Annotated in this window: 18 protein-coding genes and 1 pseudogene; 9 read left to right on the top strand and 10 right to left on the bottom strand. The window is 62.2% G+C overall.

Annotated features, from left to right (window positions below):
* Positions 1 to 192 precede the first annotated feature (192 nt).
* From FTO74_RS18430 to rocD, 6 genes are all read right to left on the bottom strand, one after another.
* A complete protein-coding gene (locus FTO74_RS18430; protein WP_162539999.1) occupies positions 193 to 2,328 on the bottom strand; it encodes a VWA domain-containing protein in 2,136 nt (711 codons plus the stop codon).
* 5 nt (positions 2,329 to 2,333) lie between these two features.
* A complete protein-coding gene (locus FTO74_RS18425) occupies positions 2,334 to 5,396 on the bottom strand; it encodes a carboxypeptidase regulatory-like domain-containing protein (protein ID WP_255462385.1) in 3,063 nt (1,020 codons plus the stop codon).
* A gap of 5 nt (positions 5,397 to 5,401) precedes the next feature.
* Positions 5,402 to 7,507 (bottom strand): M56 family metallopeptidase, encoded by a 2,106-nt coding sequence (locus FTO74_RS18420; RefSeq protein ID WP_162539442.1) that lies wholly within the window; start codon positions 7,505 to 7,507, stop codon positions 5,402 to 5,404.
* Entirely contained in the window at positions 7,504 to 7,899 is a 396-nt protein-coding gene (locus tag FTO74_RS18415) for a BlaI/MecI/CopY family transcriptional regulator (RefSeq protein ID WP_255462384.1), read from the bottom strand. Before FTO74_RS18415 ends, FTO74_RS18420 begins: the two co-directional genes overlap by 4 nt.
* A 164-nt stretch (positions 7,900 to 8,063) precedes the next feature.
* Complete coding sequence (gene gyrB, locus FTO74_RS18410; protein WP_162539440.1) at positions 8,064 to 10,742, bottom strand: DNA topoisomerase (ATP-hydrolyzing) subunit B; 2,679 nt, start codon at positions 10,740 to 10,742, stop codon at positions 8,064 to 8,066.
* 252 nt (positions 10,743 to 10,994) lie between these two features.
* Positions 10,995 to 12,215, bottom strand: a complete 1,221-nt coding sequence (gene rocD, locus FTO74_RS18405; protein ID WP_162539439.1) for an ornithine--oxo-acid transaminase — start codon at positions 12,213 to 12,215, stop codon at positions 10,995 to 10,997.
* Between the two features lie 108 nt (positions 12,216 to 12,323).
* Here rocD and FTO74_RS18400 point away from each other — a divergent pair, with 108 nt between their 5' ends.
* The 9 genes and pseudogenes from FTO74_RS18400 (at position 12,324) to FTO74_RS18365 (ending at position 17,453) form a co-directional block, all read left to right on the top strand.
* Positions 12,324 to 12,839 carry a hypothetical protein gene (locus FTO74_RS18400; RefSeq protein WP_255462383.1) on the top strand — a complete coding sequence of 172 codons (516 nt, stop codon included), beginning with the start codon at positions 12,324 to 12,326 and terminating at the stop codon, positions 12,837 to 12,839.
* Positions 12,836 to 14,026: a cation:proton antiporter gene (locus FTO74_RS18395; RefSeq protein WP_162539438.1), complete on the top strand. Its 1,191-nt coding sequence runs from the start codon at positions 12,836 to 12,838 to the stop codon at positions 14,024 to 14,026. Before FTO74_RS18400 ends, FTO74_RS18395 begins: the two co-directional genes overlap by 4 nt.
* 123 nt (positions 14,027 to 14,149) lie before the next feature.
* Positions 14,150 to 14,347, top strand: a complete 198-nt coding sequence (gene rpmI, locus FTO74_RS18390; protein ID WP_162539437.1) for a 50S ribosomal protein L35 — start codon at positions 14,150 to 14,152, stop codon at positions 14,345 to 14,347.
* A gap of 161 nt (positions 14,348 to 14,508) precedes the next feature.
* Positions 14,509 to 14,910 (top strand): 50S ribosomal protein L20, encoded by a 402-nt coding sequence (gene rplT, locus FTO74_RS18385; protein WP_162539436.1) that lies wholly within the window; start codon positions 14,509 to 14,511, stop codon positions 14,908 to 14,910.
* A 91-nt stretch (positions 14,911 to 15,001) separates the two neighbouring features.
* Positions 15,002 to 16,087 carry an FAD-binding oxidoreductase gene (locus tag FTO74_RS18380; RefSeq protein WP_345933732.1) on the top strand — a complete coding sequence of 362 codons (1,086 nt, stop codon included), beginning with the start codon at positions 15,002 to 15,004 and terminating at the stop codon, positions 16,085 to 16,087.
* Positions 16,048 to 16,377 carry a hypothetical protein gene (locus FTO74_RS19995; RefSeq protein ID WP_345933730.1) on the top strand — a complete coding sequence of 110 codons (330 nt, stop codon included), beginning with the start codon at positions 16,048 to 16,050 and terminating at the stop codon, positions 16,375 to 16,377. Before FTO74_RS18380 ends, FTO74_RS19995 begins: the two co-directional genes overlap by 40 nt.
* On the top strand, positions 16,374 to 16,637 hold the full coding sequence (locus FTO74_RS18375) for an SDR family NAD(P)-dependent oxidoreductase (protein WP_255462382.1): 264 nt from the start codon (positions 16,374 to 16,376) through the stop codon (positions 16,635 to 16,637). Before FTO74_RS19995 ends, FTO74_RS18375 begins: the two co-directional genes overlap by 4 nt.
* Positions 16,622 to 17,021: pseudogene (locus tag FTO74_RS18370) on the top strand (FAD-binding protein); the annotation flags it as partial. The gene FTO74_RS18375 and the pseudogene FTO74_RS18370, both read left to right, overlap by 16 nt.
* A gap of 252 nt (positions 17,022 to 17,273) precedes the next feature.
* Entirely contained in the window at positions 17,274 to 17,453 is a 180-nt protein-coding gene (locus FTO74_RS18365; RefSeq protein ID WP_162539435.1) for a hypothetical protein, read from the top strand.
* A 479-nt stretch (positions 17,454 to 17,932) separates the two neighbouring features.
* On the opposite strand, the gene FTO74_RS19880 is transcribed toward FTO74_RS18365, so the two are convergent.
* The 4 genes from FTO74_RS19880 to FTO74_RS18355 are packed head-to-tail and all read right to left on the bottom strand — an operon-like array spanning position 17,933 to position 19,751.
* The gene (locus FTO74_RS19880) at positions 17,933 to 18,082 is read right to left on the bottom strand and encodes a hypothetical protein (RefSeq protein WP_255462381.1); all 150 of its coding nucleotides are present in this window, start codon (positions 18,080 to 18,082) and stop codon (positions 17,933 to 17,935) included.
* Positions 18,076 to 18,387, bottom strand: coding sequence for a transglutaminase family protein (locus tag FTO74_RS19990; protein WP_345933725.1), 312 nt, complete (start codon positions 18,385 to 18,387; stop codon positions 18,076 to 18,078). Before FTO74_RS19990 ends, FTO74_RS19880 begins: the two co-directional genes overlap by 7 nt.
* Positions 18,363 to 18,785 (bottom strand): transglutaminase N-terminal domain-containing protein, encoded by a 423-nt coding sequence (locus FTO74_RS19865; protein WP_255462380.1) that lies wholly within the window; start codon positions 18,783 to 18,785, stop codon positions 18,363 to 18,365. Before FTO74_RS19865 ends, FTO74_RS19990 begins: the two co-directional genes overlap by 25 nt.
* A 12-nt stretch (positions 18,786 to 18,797) precedes the next feature.
* The gene (locus FTO74_RS18355; RefSeq protein ID WP_162539434.1) at positions 18,798 to 19,751 is read right to left on the bottom strand and encodes an alpha-E domain-containing protein; all 954 of its coding nucleotides are present in this window, start codon (positions 19,749 to 19,751) and stop codon (positions 18,798 to 18,800) included.
* Positions 19,752 to 19,776 lie beyond the last annotated feature (25 nt).

Genomic DNA, 19,776 nt, shown 5'->3' with positions numbered 1-19,776 from the left:
GGCCTCCCGTTGGTCGGCAGCGATTATTTTGCTTTCGCTGTTGCCCGTTTTTTGTTGTCATTCAGGAGCGAAGCGGAGGAATCTGCTTCTGTCTTTGTTCTTGCTCTTGCCGTTGCTTCTGGGGTAGGTCCGGGCTTTAGCCCGGACATCAAAACCCGCCCCAGGTGCGGGCTTTGTTCTGCTCGTGCAATCTCACCGAACCACTGCAACCGACCCCTGCCAGAAAGCTGCGCGATTTTTTGCCGGATCGAGCACCGTCACCTGGCACTGATACTCTCCAGCTTCCAACGCTTCAAGTGAAACCTTCAAGTTGATCGGCACAACTCCCAGGCGGCTCTCCGGCAAGGCCACTGCCTGTACAAGGTCGCTCTGCATCACCTTACTGCCGTTGCGGTAGAAGCTGACGAAGGCGACGACCTGAGCCCTTGCCGCCTGCTGTGGAGAAGACGCTGCATCCGTACCTCCCATATAAGCCTGAAGAAAGACCTCCAGTTCGCGGTCACCATGAAAGGCCCGCGTAACACTGGGAATGAGCTTGCCGCCCCCATTCACCAGCGGATTCACCGCGTCGTTCTTCGCCTGTTCCTTGCCCTTCATCGTATTGAAGAGCGCCTGCTTCGTATCGACCCTCTGGCTGCTCAGCACCACCGAGCTGATTGGAAGCCGCTTCAACTCCTTGTTCAGATTGGGAACGACAAAGGTCGTCTGGAAGGTTCCGATACGTCCGGTCTCGTTATCCCGCGCAAGAAACTTGATCGTGTAGTGCCCGGGCAGCAAAGTAAATCCCGTGCTGTACTCGATCGGCCTGCGGGCAAGCTCAGCCACGGAGGCATCGTTCAACTTCACATCGACGTTGTCGCGCAGATTGGATGTGGTGATGCCCATCTCATCCTTGATCTCGCAGACAAAATCGATCACCGTGTGTTCGTTGCCGAAGTGTTTCGCCAGCGCCAGCTCTCGCCCCGGAATCTTCACCGTGATCGGCACAAAATACTCGGCGCGATTCATCTGGAAGTAGTTGATCTCCATCGCCACGGTCAGCTCGGTGATCGGGTCCCCCAGCAGCAACGCATCTTCCAGCTGCCGCTCCTTCTCCGCTTCGTTGAACTTTCCAAACTCCTTATTGGCGTAGTATCCCTGGCGATAGTCGAGGCTTGCATCGCCCCTCCCCGGCAGCGTGATCTTGATGCGACGAAAGTGCCCGTTCTGCGCGGTGTTCGTCGTGTAGTAGCCCACCAGGTAATAGTCCGAGGTGGCACGCTGCGCCCGCACGATCCCTGAGGCAAGATCGTTGTTATCGAAGAACGCCTTGCCTCCCGTATCCGCGGCCAGCGAGTACAGCGTGTCCTGCGACTGCTGAAAGCGGTCGTTCCCCGCCTGCACCGCCGTCCCGTTATACATTCCGGCGTTGCCCGGCGATCCCTGCGTCGCATCTCCCAGCGGAGCCTGGGCCACAAGCCCGCGCGCATCGACGGGCCAGAACGCAACCCCCGCCTTCACCGCCGCGTCCACCGTCGCGTGAAGCTGTGCCTGGTTGTCGTTCCCATTCAGTCGCAGCCCGCTTGAAAAATAAAGCAGCGTCTTCTTCTCGTTGATCTGCTCCAGCATGTGAGCCGTAGTCTGAAGCGCGGACAGTTGCCGATCGGTATTGAAGATGTTGAACTCGCTCGCATCCTGCCCGAACGCCGCTCCCTCATCGGTGCTGCTGCTGTCATCGACGCCCTCAGCAGAGCCTTGGCCTTCGCCCACGACCATCGTCTCCAGAATGCTCAGCATCTTGTTACGGTCGGAGCTGAAGTCCAGCAGCACATCCACCGAGCCACCCTGGTAGCGCAGGATCGACAGCATATCCACCTCTGTCATCTGGGTGCGCACAAACTTCTCCGCTGCCTGCAGGGCACGCACCTGGTCGTCCGGACGCATCGCCGTCATGTCGAAGTAAAGTGCCAGCAGACGCCGATCCTTATAGTTCTCCTTGCCCGTAGCAGCGTACGACGTGCGCCCAAGCCGTTTGTAGATACGAACGTTCTCTTCCTCCTGAGAGGTTATTGGCAACGGAGCTGCATCCACCGGCAACGACTCCCGCTCGAAGACGCGAACCGTCTGCGGAGTGCCGTCTTCCGTCACCTCGAAGTCCTTCGCGGACAAACCCGAGACGAACTTTCCCTGCTTATCCTTGACGACGACAACCTCGGTCACCAACTGCGATTTAACGCTGAGGGTATAGGTCGTGTCCTTGCCCTGCACCTCGTTGGTCCCCAACTGTTGCGCGCAGCTCAGGCGCGCACTCAGGACAATGGCGGCAATCGCGCATATCGTGAATCGCATCGTCATCAGAATCGCAGTCTCCCGCTGATCTGCAGGCTGCGCATCGCCTTGGTATTGGCGGGCAGGCCAAACGTTGTCCCGTTGATGATGGTGTTCCAGCCCGTATACACCACGTGGTTCAACGCGTTCGTCGCATCGACACGCACGTCGAGGTTGAACGGATCGCGCATCCGAAAGTTGCGCGCCAACGATGAGTCCAGAGTCAGCGCGCTCGGACCTTCAATGGAGTACCTCCCCGCGCCTCCCCACTGTCCCGCGGCGGGCGCGGCAAATGCAGCCGAGTTCAGGTGATACCCCGCGCCGCCCGTGTAGATGGCGGCTCCCGTAAGGTCCGGGCGAACCGTTCCAGTCACGCCCGTTCCCGGTACTGCGGTTAGATAGATCGGCGTCTGCGGCAGTCCCGTCCCCGCGCTTAGCTCTGAGGCAATCGTCCACTGTTTCAGCAGCGTTCCTCGCCATCCCGAGAAAAATGCTCCCCCATGCAGGCTCATACCTGTCGTGTACTGCGCGGTCAGCTTCAGCAGATGACGCTGGTCGAAACTGGAGCGGCTCCGCTCCGCCCGCAGGTCGAGCCAGTTCTGCGCGATCGTCGCGGAGGATGCTGCACTGGCAACGGCAGACGCTGACGACGATGCAGGAGTAGACGAGACATAGCCCGCGCCACCCAGCATCGAATCGTTATCAATCGACTTCGCATAAACATAGTCGAGTGTCGCCGTGAGCCCGCTACGCAGCCTGCGCCGCAACTGTACCTCCGCCGCATGACGAATCGAGTTGCCGTTCGATGTCTGATAGGTAAACCCTCGCGGGCAGTCGGCGCAGAGCGTTGCCGCGCCGGGAGCATCCGTGTTCGGCAGAAACTCCTGCGGCCCGCGCGTGCCCTTCGTGCCCAGATACGTCGCCGTCATCACCAAGGCTCCGGGCAGATCCTGTTGCACCGCGAGCCGCCAGCTCTGCGCATACCCAACGCGAAAGTTCGGATCGATGGCAAACGTATCCGCCGTCGTGCCCGCACAGTCGAGAAAGCCATTCGCCAGCGTCAGCGGGCAGTTCGCGCTATTGGAGACGTTGATGCTCTTCGATAGCGGCGACTGTTGGGCCATGAGCTGCGCGCTCGCAAGGTACACCGACGTATCGACGTAGATGCCATACCCGGCGCGAACGACCAGCGCCACCGTCGGCAGCGGCCTCCACGCAATCCCCAGCCTGGGCTCGAACTTGCGCCGGTCCGGACGCACCAGCGAGGAGGGATAAGCCACTTTGGTGATCGGCCCCGTAGGATCGCTCCCCAGCACGGGCATGGCCGCGCTGAACCCCGGCGCGATATCCAGGTTCACCAGCCTGCCCTTCAGCTCCGTGATGGGAGCGCCATAGTCCCAGCGCAACCCCGTGCTGATCGTCAGCTCCGGCCGCACCCTCCAGTCATCATTCACAAAGAGGTCGTAGACTGTCTGCCGAAAGTACTTGTCCGCATTGCCGTAAGCGATCTGGCTCGTGTCCGGCACGCCCAGCAGAAAGTCCGCCAGGTCCGACCCTGTGCTCCCAGCGCCCTGCGTCGCGGCCCCCGTAAAGGTGAACGCGCCGCGAGCGTTCTGTTGAGAGAACTGATTGAACTGTTGCCGCCGCAGATCGCCGCCAAAGGCCACCGTATGACGGCGATGCGTCCACGTTGCCTCCGTCGAAAAGGCGTCGGTCCTGTTGCGGTTGAAGGCGCTCTGCGCATCCGACAACCCCGAAAGCCCGCTCGAGAACGAGAGATCCGGAGGCCCCCAGTTCGTCGAGCTTTGCTCATTGCCCATAATCCCGGCATCGCCGGAGACGTTCTGACGATCCTGAAAGTACGGCCGCACCTGCGTGCGCAGGCGAGTAAACCGATAGCCCGTCTCCAGCAGAACCTGGTGAGGAAGCTGGTGCGACCAGTGCACATTGCTGTCGATTCCAAGCGTGTTGGTCACGTCGCGAAAGTGGAAGAGGTTCTCGCTATCGGCGCGCACACTACGAAACGCGAAGCCGCCGTAGACCTGGTCTCGACGTCCGAAGCCGCGATCCATGCGCGACTGCAAAGCATCCGTGTGCGTATCCGTTAGCACCTGCGTTTGGTAGTTATAGCGAGTATTGCCCGCAAGATTCGGCAGCGGATACAGCGCGAGCAGCGCCTTGGCCTGCTCGCTTACCGCCACGGGTCCACTGATTGGAAGGCCGGTCGCAGGATCGAGGATCGTCACCGGCTGCCCGTCAGGCGTGCTTGTCTCCAATAGATCGCCGCCGCGTTGAGCCTCCGTTGGGACCAATCCTGATAGCGTGCTTGCCGAGGTATCCCGCGTCCATTGATACCCGACAAAGAAGTTCGGCCCATCCCGCATCAGGTGCGGAATCTTCAACGGACCACCCAGCGTAGCCACTCCGTTGATGCGGCTGTACGAGGCCTTCGGCACCGCAAGCCCCGTCAGCGAGTAGGGCCGCGCATCGAAGGGAGAGGCGTTGATCTGCGCGCCGACGCTGCCCGTATACAACCCCTTCGCCCCTGGCCTGCGTGAGCCGAACGCCTGCGAGATCGAGTACTTCGACGTGGCGGCATTGTTCTCGCTGCCATTGATCAACATCCCGTCCGAGCTTCTCTCGGCCTCGCGGCTGCTGGCCGGGGAAGGTGGCGGGGTCTCCTCTTTTTCCACCTTACTGTCTTTAGCTTTCGCCGTTGGGAGAGGTGCCGGAACAAGCGGCGGAGCAATCCTCTTCGCCGATGCCAGCACCTCAGCCATAGAGAGCATCTTCAGCTCAAAGCTGCTCGCAGCCGCGGCTTGGTTGATCCGGATCGTCTGCTCTTCGGTCGCGAATCCCTGCATCGCAACCCGAATCGTCCACTCCCCATCGGCCAGATCCGCAAACTGAAACAGCCCCTGCACGTCCGTCACGGTGGCCACCTGCTTCGATCCGCTGGTAGCGGCCACACTCGCCCCCGGCACCGGCACGCCATTGAACAGCACGCGCCCATGATGCTCCGCCGCAAACGCAGTCACGGGCATCGCCAACAGCACCAACATCCGTAGCCGACCCCTCATGCGGCTCATGCAGCTTAATTCTCGCTCGGCTTGTCCACGTGGTCGATCACCATCACCTCAACCATCGCCTTGCCCGCATCCAGCTTCAGCCCTATCTGCTCCTGGATCGCGGTAAAGATGGGCGGCGGCGCATCCGCTGCTTCATTGGGAGTGATCTTCACCCCAAACACCTGGAACTGCGTCTCATCCGGCGTCCACTTCAGCGAGCAGTTCCAGCGGCCCGCGATCCCCGTATGGTCCACCACGGGACGGTCGAAGACCGCTCCCTGCATCCCGTTCACGAAGTCCTCCATCGTCGCATTGCGCACGGTCAGGTTGCCCAGCTTGGTGAAGAAGAAGGCGTGCGGTGCATTCGGGTCCGACTCGCTCTTCGTCAGCTTCGGCCCATCCTTCGCGACGCTCAGAATATAGGCCGACATCTCCTTCTTCTCTTTGTGGAACTTCAACCCGAATCGCGCGGCCAGCAACTTCCGCATCATCGTCCGGACCTGATCTTCACTGGGCGCGCCCGGCGCATCCGGCTGTCCTGTCGTAATGTCGAAACGGTCGCTCTCGGTCCACGCCGGAGCGCCCACGATCTGCTTGGTGTTCACCCCATACACAAACATCACCAGGTCGTTGAGCGTCGTGCCGCCTGTCCGGAACCGGCGCGGCGGGCCGCCAAAGCCCTTGCCCTTGGACGCCGGATCGGTTGGCTTGATCGTCGCCACCTCAAAGCTGGGATCGGCATCGGCAGCCATAGGAGGGAGCTTCGGCGGCGGCTCCGGAATCGTCCACGCCGTCTCGGCGGTCGCTCTCGCCAGGATCAGAGGATGGCTCGTGTCCCCCTGCTTCCACTCGCCCGTAATCGTCGTTCCATCGGGAGAGATCTTGCCCACATACGTGCCATCGATGGCCTCTACATTGAGCTTCAGTTCACTACCCTGAAACAGCGTCTCCTTGACTTGAAGCGGCTGGCCAGCCTGATCGATGCTGTAGAAGGTCGTCTTCAACGTTCCATCCGGAGCCTTCACGATCTTCAGAACCAGGCGCAGGTCTTTCTGTAGATGCAGCGTGCCCTGCCACGCGTCGTCGATGTTCTGCTTCGCCGGAGCCTGGGCGTACGATCGAGACGCATGCAGCGCCCCAAACACAACCGGCACCCCGATCGAGAGGACACCGGCAACGCTCAACACCAGCTTGCGCGCTACGGTCAGACTCCGCGCACGATCCCCCGACAGAATGTGCGCAATACGCTTCTTCAGATCCGCACCGGTAACACCCGAAACACACGCCACTGGAACCTCCAGATAAAACTTACATACGTTGAGAATCCCCTCGGCATACTCCAGCGCTGAGTGCGAACGCTCGAGCACTGCTTCATCGCAGGCCGTCTCGCGCTCCGCGATCATCCGCTTGCCGATCCACCACACCAGCGGATGAAACCAGAACACAACCGAGACCAGCATGTGCATCGCAGCCGTCAGGTTGTCGCGCCTGCGCGCATGACAAAGCTCATGCTCGACGATCGCTTCAAGCTGCGTTGGCGTCAGCGTTCCCGTTACCCCTTGCGGCAATACAAGAACCGGCCGCACAATCCCGAAGATCCCAGGCTCCACGTCGCTCGAAACCATCACCGCACGCAGCCCAGACCTCTCCGGCAGCGGCGTCCCGCGCCGTATCATCGCCCGCAGCTTCGACCATCGCCACAGCCACACGCCTGCAATCATCAGCGAACCCATCAGCCAGAGCGCGGCCAGCGGCCACATCACAGAGACCGGCTTTTTCCCCGCTTCAGGTCGAGCCGCCGCCGCACGCGACAGAGGCGATGCAAGCTGCGGCGGCTTAGCCTGAGCCTTCAAAGGCTGCGTTGCCGGACCCTCCATCACCATCGAAAAAACCGTCCCGGTCCCCGGCGCAGTTCTTCTTGCAGAGAGCGACTCGCCCGCCATCACCAGCAGGCCAAAGGGAAGCAGAAATTTGACGGAGGCCAGCATCCACAGGCGAAATCGCATCCGCGCCGAGTTCCGCCGCAGCATCAGCGTCAGCGCCCACACCCCAAGGCATACAAGGGTCGATTGCCAGAGATGATGCACCAGGACGATGGTCCACACGGCATTCCAGCTAACAGGAAGATTCATTTGGAGCTCCTCCGCTTTGCAGCCGACTTCAACAGCACCTCTGCTTCTTTGACATCTTCAAGAGTCAGTTCCCCGGCTTCGATCAACTGGGCCATTACGAGCTTGCCCTTTCCGCCGAAGAACCCCAGAAACTCATCCAGCAACCGCCGTTGCGCCTTGTCGCGCGTGATGACCGCAGCAAAGACGTGGAAGTTTCCGATCTTTCCCGCTCGCCGCACCACACCCTTTTCTTCCATGCGATACACCACCGTCTGCACGGTCGTATAAGCGGGCGGGCGCTTTGCGGTGGCCCGCTTCGAGAGGGCCTCCTGTATCTCGCGAATGGAGGCTTCTTTACAGGTCCACAGAAACTCCATCACCTGAAACTCGAGCTTGGACAGCTTGGATTGCATCGTCATTTCTCACTGCATGTTTACTACAGGTGTAGGAGATGCGGCAAGTAAAATTCCCCGCATGTAATGAACGAGGCAGAAAACAAATGGCCTGGGCTCCCCTTGTCAGGAGCTCCCAGGCCATTTGTTTTCATCTATCCAGTTCGAAGGTTAGATATCTGGATTTAGATATCTAGGTTCTTCACATCCAGCGCATTCTCTTCGATAAACTTCCGTCGGCTCTCGACATCCTCGCCCATCAGAGTCGTAAAGATCTCTTCCGTGGCGGCAATATCCTCAAGCTTCACCTGCACCAGCGTGCGGTGGTCGGGGTCCATCGTCGTGTCCCAGAGCTGCGGCGCGGTCATCTCGCCCAGCCCCTTGTAACGCTGCACCTGGTACTCCTTGCGCCCCTGCTCGATCACGTAGTCGAAGACCTCACGCGGCGTCTTCTTCTCGACCGGGTCCTGGTTCACCTTGCTCGAACGCTTCGCCGTCGGCTTGACCTCCGCAGAGGCATTCTGAGCGGCGTCCGCAGTGGCCGCGATGCTATCGACCACGCCCTCCTCCTGCACCGCCTCATCCGCATCTGCGTCGTCGATCGCCGCCTGGGTCACCTGCGCGGGCGTCTTGGCCGCATAGCTGATGAGGAACGGAGCCTGCAGCTGCTCCCTGATCTGCGCGTACTTCGCCAACAGCAGACGGCTCTCTGCCGTGCTCGCCAGCGCCCAGTCTACCTTCCGCGAAGCGCCCTGCGCATCGGTAAAGCTGATCGACCAGGTCTGGTGCTCCTCGTCGAACTCCGGCTCGCCCACTGCGCGGAACTGGAACTCCCGCGCCATCTCGTCCAGCCGCTTCTTCATCTCGACGAGCTTTGCAGGAGCCGCGCCCTCACCCTGGAAGTCTTCCTTCCGCGAAGGAGCAGCACCCTCGTGCGCGAACAACTCCATAAAGTCGGTGGTGACGCGCTCATTGCGCAGCCGCTTACCCACCTTGTCGAAGAAGGCAAGGTAGTCGTTCAGCTTAATCATGAACTCGGTCAGCGCCGCGCCTTCCAGCTTCGCGCCGCCCTCGCCGTAGGTCAGGATCATGCCGTCCGAAGCCCGCTTCACCATCACGTCCACGTACTCGCGCTCGTCCTTGATGTACTGTTCGAACTTGCCCTTCTTGATGCGGAAGAGCGGCGGCTGCGCGATGTACACATGGCCGCGCAGGATCAGCTCCGTCATGTGGCGGAAGAAGAACGTCAGCAGCAGCGTGCGGATGTGCGATCCGTCGACGTCGGCATCGGTCATCAGGATCAGTTTGCCGTAGCGCAGCTTGCTGGCGTCGAAGTCTTCCTTGCCGATGCCGCAGCCGAGCGCCGTAATCATGGCCCGAATCTCTTCGTGGCCCAGCATCTTGTCGTAGCGCGCCTTCTCGACGTTGAGGATCTTACCCTTCAACGGCAGAATCGCCTGGAACTTGCGGTCGCGGCCCTGCTTGGCCGTTCCACCGGCGCTCTCTCCCTCAACGAGGTAAAGCTCGCACCGGTCCGGTTGCCGTTCGGAGCAGTCAGCTAGCTTGCCCGGCAGTCCACCGCCGTCCAAAGCGCCCTTACGCCGTGTCAGGTCACGCGCCTTGCGCGCCGCCTCACGCGCCCGCGCCGCGTCGATCGCCTTGTTGATGATCCGCTTGGCCACCTGCGGGTTCTGGTCGAGGAACCCACCCAGCCGCTCATTGACGAACGCCTGCACCGTGCCCGCGATATCCGAGTTCAGCTTGCCCTTGGTCTGGCCCTCGAACTGCGGCTGCGAGAGCTTCACCGAGACCACGACCGTCAACCCTTCGCGCACGTCATCGCCGCTCAGGTTTTCCTTCACGTCCTTGAAGAGGCCCAGCGACTGTCCGGCGGCGTTGATCGTGCGCGTCAGCGCCGTCTTGAAGCCCGCCAGGTGCGTGCCGCCGTCGATGGTGTTGATGTTGTTGGCAAACGTGAACACCGTCTCCGAGTAGGAGTCGTTATATTGCAGCGCGATCTCCATGGCCACGTTGTTGCGCTCGGCCTCCATGTAGATCGGCTTCTCGTGCAGCACGGCCTTGCCCTTGTTCAGCAGCTTGATGAACTCCGCGATGCCGCCCGTGTACTTGAAGGTCTGGGTCTTGGCCTCGCCGGTCTTCACGTCGGTCTGGCGCTCGTCGGTCAGCACAATCTCGATGCCCTTGTTCAGGAACGCGAGCTGCCGCAGCCGGTTGGCCAGCGTGTCGTAGTTGTACTCGTGCACGGAGAAGATGCTCTTGTCCGGCAGGAAGTGGACCTTGGTGCCGCGCCGTGTGCTCGCGCCCATCTTGCGCAGCGGGCTGATGGGGTCGCCCTTGGCATAATCCTGCTCCCAGGCGAAGCCGTCGCGCCAGATCTCCACGTCAAACGCCTCCGAGAGCGCATTGACGCAGCTCACACCGACGCCGTGCAGACCGCCCGAGACCTTGTAGTTCGAGGCGTCGAACTTGCCGCCCGCGTGGAGGATCGTCAGCACCACCTGCACCGCGGGCATGGTCACGCCGTTGATGGTCTTGTTGTCCACCGGGATGCCGCGCCCGTCGTCGATGACGGTGATGGAGTTATCGACGTGGATGATGACCTCGATCTTGGTCGCGTGTCCGCCCAGCGCCTCGTCGACCGAGTTGTCGACGACCTCGTACACCAGGTGGTGCAGCCCCTGCTCGCCGGTGGAGCCGATGTACATCGCGGGCCGCAGCCGCACGGCCGCCAGGCCTTCGAGCACGGTGATGTTCTCGGCCGAGTAGCCGCCCGTGTGGGCCTCCTGGGTCAGGCTCGAGGTTTCCTTGGACTGGAACAGGTCGTCGTTAGGCTGGGTCGACATTCGCTTGGGTAGTCTCCGTTTCGTCTCGGGGGAAGCCCGTCGTCAGGCTCCGGCCCGAGGGTGGAAATGGCGCAAAACCCGCGTCAATTCAGCACTTTCGGGCGTTCTCTCCGATTCTTAAGTATACCACGGCACTTCGTGCCGTTCTCGGGGCGGCATGGGGGGAGGAATCAGCATGGGGCCTCCCGCTGGTCGGCAGCGAGAGGCCCCATATGAGCTGTTCTATGAGTGTGTAAGGCGAAGGAAAGTGGCTTAGCTGGCCAGGATGACAGCCTCGATTTGCTCCAAACCCCAATCCAGATCCTCGCGGCTAATCATCAGCGGCGGAGCAAACCGGATCACCGTGTCATGCGTCTCCTTGCACAGCACGCCGCGATCCTTCAGCGCCTCGCACAGCGGCCGCGCCGGTCCCTTCAGGTCGATGCCGATCCACAGCCCCAGCCCGCGAATCTCCGCGACATTCGGGTGCTTCAGCCGTTTCAGCCGGTCGAGCGCATAGGCCCCCAGCTCGGCCGAGCGCGCAATCAGATCCTCATCCACCAGAACCTTCAGCGCCGCCCGAGCCACCGCACAAGCCAGCGGATTACCCCCAAAGGTGCTGCCGTGGTCGCCGGGATGGAATACTCCCAGCACCTCCCGCGACGAGAGCACCGCCGACACGGGATAAAATCCACCCGAGAGCGCCTTGCCCAGAATCACCACATCCGGCGCAACGCCCTCGTGCTCGGAGGCCAGCAGCTTGCCCGTGCGCCCCAGTCCGGACTGGATCTCATCGCAGATCAGCAGGATATTGTGCTCTTTGCAAAGCTCAGCGACAGCCTTCAGATAGCCCGCGGGCGGAATCCGTATCCCGGCCTCACCCTGCACTGGTTCGATCAGAATGGCGCAGGTATTCGGCGTAATCGCCTGGTGGAAGCTCTCGATATCTCCGAAAATAACCTGCTTGAACCCCGGCGCGAACGGCCCGAAGCCGCACTTGTACTGGCTCTCGGAGGAGAAGCCGACGACCGAGATCGTCCGTCCATGAAAGTTATTGGTGCAGGTCAGGATCTCGGCCTGCCCCGCTGGAATCCCCTTGACGGTCTGGCCCCACTTGCGCGCGGCCTTCAGCGCGGTCTCGACGGCTTCGACGCCGGAGTTCATCGGCAGCGCCATCGGGTAGCCGGTCAGATCGTGCAACTCCTTTAGCAGCAACGGCAACTGGTCGTTGCGGAAGGCGCGCGAGGTCAGCGTCACCTTAGCGGCTTGCTCCACCAGCGCCTTGTAGATGGCCGGGTGGCAGTGGCCCTGGTTCACGGCCGAGTAGGCAGAGAGGAAGTCGAGGTAGCGGCGGCCCTCGACGTCGAAGACCCATGCGCCCTCGGCGCGGTCGATGACGACGTCCAGCGGATGGTAGTTGTGAGCGCCGTACTGGTCTTCTAATTCGATGAAATCCTGCGACGAGAGAGACGTTTCGTTCGAAGTGGCGAACATGGCTTAGGCTCCGGGTGTTCTTTCAGGATACCCCGGCTGCCGCCGTCTGGCACGTCTGCGGGTTTCCTCGGAGGGTTCGGGCCGTCCCAGCTTGGTATACTCGGCCCGATGGCTGAGCCCCGCACGCTGCTTCTGTTCGACCCCAAAGCCCAGCCTCCGAGCTGGAATGAACGATTGATTCCAGGGGAGTTCGCTGTCCTCTACTCAAGCGAACCGGCGCGCCCGGTCTCTTCAGCCGGAACCCGGCCAGCCGGACCGACCTGTACGGTATTCGGCTCGCTGTCCGAGGCCGAAGCCTACGCGTCCGAGCAGGTGGCCGCCTCTCCCTGGCTGCGCTGCCGCATCTACGACCACCACGGCCTCGGCGGCCGACCGGTGCGGGAGGTTCGCGGCACTGATTTCAAAGGCGATAGCGAACTTTCGGCCCGTTTCCGGCGCTGGGCGGGCGGACTGCTCTTCTTCGGCGGAGCGGCCCTGATGGGGCTGGACTGGTCCACCGGTTTTACCTACAACTGGCCCGCGGCGCTGGGGGCCAGGATGCTTCCCGTGGGGCTGGTGCTGCTGCTCACCGAGCTGGTCATCATCATTACCGAAAGGCGCAAGAAAGCCGCCGAACAGCCGTGAACTGCCTGATTCTACTGCTGCAACTGGCGGTCATCCTGGCCGTGACATCCCTCTGCGGGGCGTTGGCGCGGCGCGTGGGACAGCCCAAGGTGGTTGGCGAGATCGCCGGTGGCCTCGCTCTGGGGTCTCTGGGGCTCGGTTACCTGCTGCCGGGAGCCTCACATTTTCTCTTTGCCGCGTCACGGCTGCACTTGCTGGAGACCGTCAGCAACATCGGCCTGGTGCTCTTCCTGTTCCTGATCGGCTCGGAACTGGACCTGACGGCGGCTCAGCGCAACCGTGGATCGTCGCTGGCGATCACGGTCGGCAGCATCGGCGTGCCCTTCGCGCTGGGCGCGGCTCTGGCCCCGGTGCTGCTGGTCCGTCTGGGCACGCCCGGCGTCTCACGGCTGGGTTTTGTGCTCTTTACCGGCATCGCGATGAGCATTACGGCGCTCCCGGTGCTGGCCCGAATCCTCGAGGAGCGCAGCTCGGTGGCTTCGACCACGGCTGCTACGGCCCTGATCGTGGCGGCGGCAAACGACCTGGTGGCCTGGTCGCTGCTGGCGGTAACGCTGGCGCTCATCCACGGCGGACCGCTGGCGACGACGCTCATCGGATTGGCCTGGCTGGCCCTGTACGTCACGGTGATGCTGGCGGTGGTGCGGCCCATATTGGCGCGACTGTCAGGCCCGCTCTGGCTTTGGCTTCCCCTGGCAGTGGGCTTCTCCTTCGCCAGCGCCCATGTGACGGAGCTTCTCGGCATCCACGCCTTCTTCGGGGCATTTCTGGCGGGCGTCTGCGTGCCCCGCGTGGCGGAGCTGGAAAAAATGCTGCGCCGGATACTGACTCCGGCGATCGCAGTGACGCTGCCGGTCTTCTTCGCCATGACCGGCCTCAAGATGCAGCGGGAGATGTTCTCCAGCCGCGGGCTGGGCTGGCTCGCCGTGGTTCTGGCAGTGGCGGTGGCGGGCAAGATCGGCGGCTCGATGCTGGCCGGACGGGCGAGCGGCATGGGGTGGCGACCGGCGCTCGAAATCGGCATCCTGCTGAATACACGTGGATTAGTGGAGCTGATCGCGCTGAACGTGGGCTATCGAGAAGGTGTTCTCAGCCCTCTGCTGTTCACGTTGTTCGTACTGATGGCGGTTTTGACGACGGCGATGACAGTGCCGCTATTGGCCCTGACAACTACAAAAACGCCCTAACGCCGGGCGGGCGGCACTTCGTGCGGTTTTGGACGCTTCGCGGGATAAAAGCCCTTATTTCTTCCCCTTTTCCACGCTTTCGGCTACACTTATACAGTTGTCCAGAATGTAAGAAGGATCACCATGCCCAAGTTGAAGACGCACTCCGGCGCTTCCAAGCGCTTCACCAAGACTGGCACCGGCAAGTTCAAGCGCGGCCACTCGAAGATGCGCCATATCCTCACCTCGAAGAACAACAAGACCAAGAGCCGCCTGGGCAAGTCTGGTTTGATCTCCGACGCGGATCACCACAATGTCGCCCGGATGCTCCCCTACGCCTGATTCTAAGGTGTTTATAGTCTTTTAGATCAAGCGGGCCGGAACTGCGTCGTGGCCCCTGGAATAGTGAAAACGAACTCCATCGAGATCTGAATTTGTATGGCGAGTGAAGTGGAACCCTTTCCACCAGCCGCTTAAACGATGTACGCAAAAGGAGATTTACCATGCCCCGTGTAAAACGGAGTACAAAACGGGCCGATCGTCGGCGCAAGATTCTCAAGCGCGCAAGCGGCTACTTCCTCACCAAATCCAAGCTCTATCAGGCCGCGCAAGAGGCCGTCGAGCGTGGACTCAAGTTTGCCTACACCGGCCGTAAGCAGAAGAAGCGTCAGTACCGCTCGCTGTGGATCGTCCGTATCGGCGCGGCTGCGCTGAAGAACGGCATGAGCTACTCCACCTTCATCAACGGCCTCAAGCTGGCCGGCAACGGACTCGATCGCAAGATCCTGGCCGACATCGCGGCGAATGACGCTGCGGGCTTTGCGGCTCTGGCCGAGGTGGCCAAGGCTGCCCGTGCGAAGGCTGCTGAGGGACATGCGGCGGCTCAGAAGGCAGCCAAGGCTTAAGCCAAAAGATTTATTCAGGCTGAAACAAGAAAGAGGCACGGCTTTTAGCTGTGCCTCTTTCCTTTGCGCGCTTTGCAGGTATCTTATAGGCATGGCTTCCTCTACTTTTGCTCCGGAATCTGCGAGCCAGACGGCCACGACGCCGAGTTCCGCGCCGTTCGAGTCGTGGGGCCGGTATCCCGTCTACCAGGCTAATGTGGTGCCGCTTCACTGGCAGAGCGACTTTCCCGCAGTCACCAATGGCCTGCACAACGGCTCGCTGGTGGTGGGGATGGGCCGCAGCTACGGCGACTCGTGCTTGCTGAAGGACGGCAACCTGCTGGTGACCACGGCGATGAACCGCCTGATCTCCTTCGACCCCGAGACCGGGCTGCTAACGGCCGAGGCGGGACTGACGCTGGCGCAGATCCTTGACTTCGCGGTGCCGCGCGGCTTCTTTCTGCCGGTGACGCCGGGGACCAAGTACGTGACGCTGGGCGGGGCCATCGCCAACGACATCCACGGCAAGAACCACCACGTCGCGGGCTGCTTCGGCAACCACATCGTGGAGTTCGAGTTGGTGCGCTCGGACGGCTCGCGGCGTCTCTGCTCGCGGACCGAGAACCTCGACTGGTTTGCCGCGACGATCGGCGGGCTGGGCCTGACCGGGATGATTACCTGGGCGACGCTGCGGCTGCGGCCTATCGTCTCGCGCGGCATCGACTACGAGGGCATCCAGTTCCACGGCATCGACGAGTTTCTAGCGCTGACCGAGGCGTCTAAGCACATCGAGTACACGGTGAGCTGGATCGACTGCGCCTCCACCGGCAAGAACTTCATGCGCGGCGTCTTCATGCAGGGCGACCACAGCCAGGTTCCGGCGGAGCTGAAGCCCTCGCCCGAGCCCAAGCTGGTCTTCCCGTTTGAAGCGCCGGGTTTCTGCCTGAACCATACGACGGTCAGCGCGTTCAATACGGTCTTCTTCCACAAGCAGATGAAGCCCGCGTCAAGGCGCTGCAGGACTACGAGCCGTTCTTCTATCCGCTGGACAAGGTGCTGCACTGGAACCGCATGTACGGCAAGAGCGGCCTGTTGCAGTTCCAGTACGCGATCCCGTGGGAGTCGGCGCGTGAGGGGACGATTGCTATTCTGCGCGAGGTGGCGCAGTCCGGGTTGGCGAGCTTCCTGGCCGTGCTGAAGGCCTTCGGCGATGTGCCTTCTCCCGGCCTGATGAGCTTCCCCAAGCCCGGCATCACGCTGGCGCTCGACTTCCCCATCAAGCCGAACAAGAGCTTTCCGCTCTTCGAGCGTCTGGCCGACATGGTGAACGACTTCGGCGGGCGGCTCTATCCGGCCAAGGACGCGGCGATGACGGCCGCGCAGTTCCAGACGTTTTATCCGCAGTGGGAGCAGCTCGCTCGCTTCAGAGATCCCATCATTACCTCCAGCTTCTGGGAGCGTTGCACCGGAGATAAATCGACACTATGAGCAGCAAGGGCAAGAAGATTCTGGTTCTGGGCGCGACGTCCGGGATCGCCGAGGCAACCTGCCGTATCTGGGCCACCGAGGGCGCGAGCCTCTTCCTGGTGGCGCGTAACGCGGAGAAGCTGGCGGCGGTGGCGGCGGATATGAAGACGCGCGGCGCGGCATTTGTCGATTCGGCTGTGGTCGATCTCGATGATACCGACCAGCACCCGGCGCTGCTCTCCCATGCGATCAACTCGCTGGGCTCTTCCACAAGCAGATGAAGCCCCGCGTCAAGGCGCTGCAGGACTACGAGCCGTTCTTCTATCCGCTGGACAAGGTGCTGCACTGGAACCGCATGTACGGCAAGAGCGGCCTGTTGCAGTTCCAGTACGCGATCCCGTGGGAGTCGGCGCGTGAGGACGATTGCTATTCTGCGCGAGGTGGCGCAGTCCGGGTTGGCGAGCTTCCTGGCCGTGCTGAAGGCCTTCGGCGATGTGCCTTCTCCCGGCCTGATGAGCTTCCCCAAGCCCGGCATCACGCTGGCGCTCGACTTCCCCATCAAGCCGAACAAGAGCTTTCCGCTCTTCGAGCGTCTGGCCGACATGGTGAACGACTTCGGCGGGCGGCTCTATCCGGCCAAGGACGCGGCGATGACGGCCGCGCAGCGAGTTTGGTGGCCCGTAACCAACTGGCGGCCGATTGGCGGGCGATTCTGGTAACGCCAGACGGAACGCCGATCTGCGGACGGCTTTGTGGCTCCAGCTCGGTCCGGAAGGCAGCGATCTGGTCATCATGCGAACGCTCAGACCTCGGCATGGTGTGCCGTACCTGGCCACGGCATTCTGTAACCAGACGGACCGAGCAGAGCTCCACCGGCGGAGCAGATCTGCCACACGAACCTTGCCGCACCGTGCTACGTGGCTGGCGAACTCTGCGTGCAGCGCCACTCGCATGGCGTCATCTGTCGCGCGGAGATCGCGGCGCAGTCGAACTACGTGTATGGAGCGTCGAGGCGGCTGTCGGCGTCTGGCGGGCTGCGCACGGTGGACGCGGGGCGTGACGGTGCTGACGATCAAGCGGGCGACCAGACGGCATGACGCAGGATGAGGGCTCGGAGAGTTGCGAGTCACGTGGGCGAGACATTGCGGGGGGATTGAAGGGGCGGATACGCTCACGTGCGTTCAGTGGCAGCCGATCATGTTCATCATCCGACATTCGGAGCGGGTCTTCAAGAAGCTGAACCTGTAGTACTTCGTACCGTTCTCGGGGTTGCATGGGTGAGTAATCAGCATGGGGCTCCCGCTGGTCGGCAGCGAAAATATTATTCCGACCAACGGGAGGAGCACGCGAAGCAGTAAAAGGCGTGCAAATGCCTCACTCCGCGTAGGAGGACCGTCCGGCAGGACAAATCTTTTAGTCGTTACTGCTGCTGCTGGGCCATCTGTTGCTGGCGCGTCGGCGGCGGAGCCTGCTGCGGCAGGGCGACGGCGTTTTCCACCAGAATCGACCAGTCTTCCGGCACCGTAGTCCTGATCCATCGACAGCGTGCTTCGCTGGGGTGACCGCACGGCCACCGTCAGCTCGCTCCGGGCGCGGCCGCGGAACATACCGTGCGTCGGCGGAACGTCGGCATAGTCGCGGCAATCGCGGTGCGGATGTGGCGGTCGCCAGCTACGAGCCAGTTCGTAGGGTCGAAGCCCACCCAGCCGAGGTGCGGCATCAGCACCTCCACCCAGGCGTGGGTAGCCGAGGAGGCGGAGCGGTCGGTCTCGGCGCTGAACTGGCCGGGAGAGGCGCTGGTATCGGGCTTGCCGTGGTAAAGATAGCGCTGACGTACCGGCAGGAATCTTCAGGCGCGAGCGCACAGCGTATCATCACGTGGGCGAAGTCCTGGCAGACGCCCTTCTTGCTGGCCAGCGCGACGTCGATCGGCGAGTCCACCTTGGTGGACTTGGGCACGTAGTCGAAGTACTTGTAGAGCTTCTCGTTCAGGTCGTGCAGCACCATCAGCGGGTCGTCGCGGCGGCGCACGTCGAGCAGGTCGGCCAGGTCGTTGAGCCGGTGCGTGGGCTGGGTGAACTCGGAAGGGAAGAGGAACTCCAGTAGTCGCCCTCGCAGACCATGCGATCCAGCTCGTCCCAGGCGTCGGGCGAGAGGAAACTGGGGATGTGCGGCGCGGGCGCCACCTCGACGACCGACTCGGCGACGATGACGAGCTGCCCGTGCTGGCCGGGAATGTCGAAGTGGTGGACGTGGTTGGCGAGGTGGTCGCGGTACGAGAAGACGCGACAGCGCGGGCTGACCGAGAGGTGGAAGGTGAGACATCGCTGATTCTGGTCCGAGCGCGGGTGCATCCGCGTTTCCATGATGCTCTCGCTGACGGAGTGGTCGTAGAGGAACTTGGTCAGGTGCCGGATGGAGTAGAGCATGGGGCCTCGTAGTTAGTTCGCCAGCGCAGTCTGGATCGAGTAGTCGATGTACAGCTCGTAGATGGTGTTGTGGATCTCGCGGCACTGCACCTGAATATTGCGCAGGTAGGCGACGATGTCCTGCGACAGAATCTCTTCGATGCCGCTGTAGCTGAGCGTCCCTTGCAGCCGCCCGGCCAGGCGGCGGAGCTGGTCGGCGCGGCTCTTGCCGGACTCGCGCTGAATGGCCGAGAGCGCGTTCTGGAGCGAGTCGATGGAGAATCGCAGCGAGTGCGGAAACTCCTCGTCGAGCAGCAGGAACTCGAGGATCCACTCGGGGCTGAGGTCGGCGGTGTAGACCTTGCAGTAGGCTTCAAAAGCAGTGGCGGAGCGCAGCAGGCCATCCACTCGAGGTACTCGTTGCCCTCGACGATGCGCTCGGGTCGGCTCCAGAGGTCTTCGTGGTAGGCCTCGAGCAGCGCGGCGGTGGCGGCGGCGCGCTCGATGTAGCGGCCACCTGGATGAACTGCCAGCCTCGCCGTGGCTCATGGTGGAGTCCGAGACGCCTTGAAACTGGTGGACCGCCTCCATGACCTGCTGGAGGAACTCGGACGGCTCGGACTCGGCGAGAAAGTTGGGGCCGGTGACCTGGAGGTAGAGCGAGTTGAGCCGGTGCCACTGCTCGGTGGAGATCTGTTCGCGGACATGGCGCGAGTTCTCACGCGCGGCGATGAGCAGCGAGAGGATGGAGGACTTGTGGGTAGTGTCGAAGGTGAGGGCGCGGGTGAGCGCGTAGGGGTCGCCGGTCCAGACGACGTCCTTGGGATGATTGAGGGACTGAAGGACGCGCTGCCAGCGGCGGTCGGAGCTGGTGGCCGACTCGTCGAGCATCAGGTTCAGGTTGACCTCGAGCAGGCGCGTGGTGTGCTCGGCGCGCTCGAGATAGCGGGACATCCAGTAGAGGGAATCGGCTACGCGTGAGAGCAAATCGGTGTCTCCTTGAAGCGTGGGG

Source organism: Granulicella sp. WH15 (assembly GCF_009914315.1).
Lineage (GTDB): Bacteria > Acidobacteriota > Terriglobia > Terriglobales > Acidobacteriaceae > Edaphobacter.
Note: the sequence above shows the minus strand (reverse complement) of the source record. Positions and strands in the feature narration are given on the sequence as shown.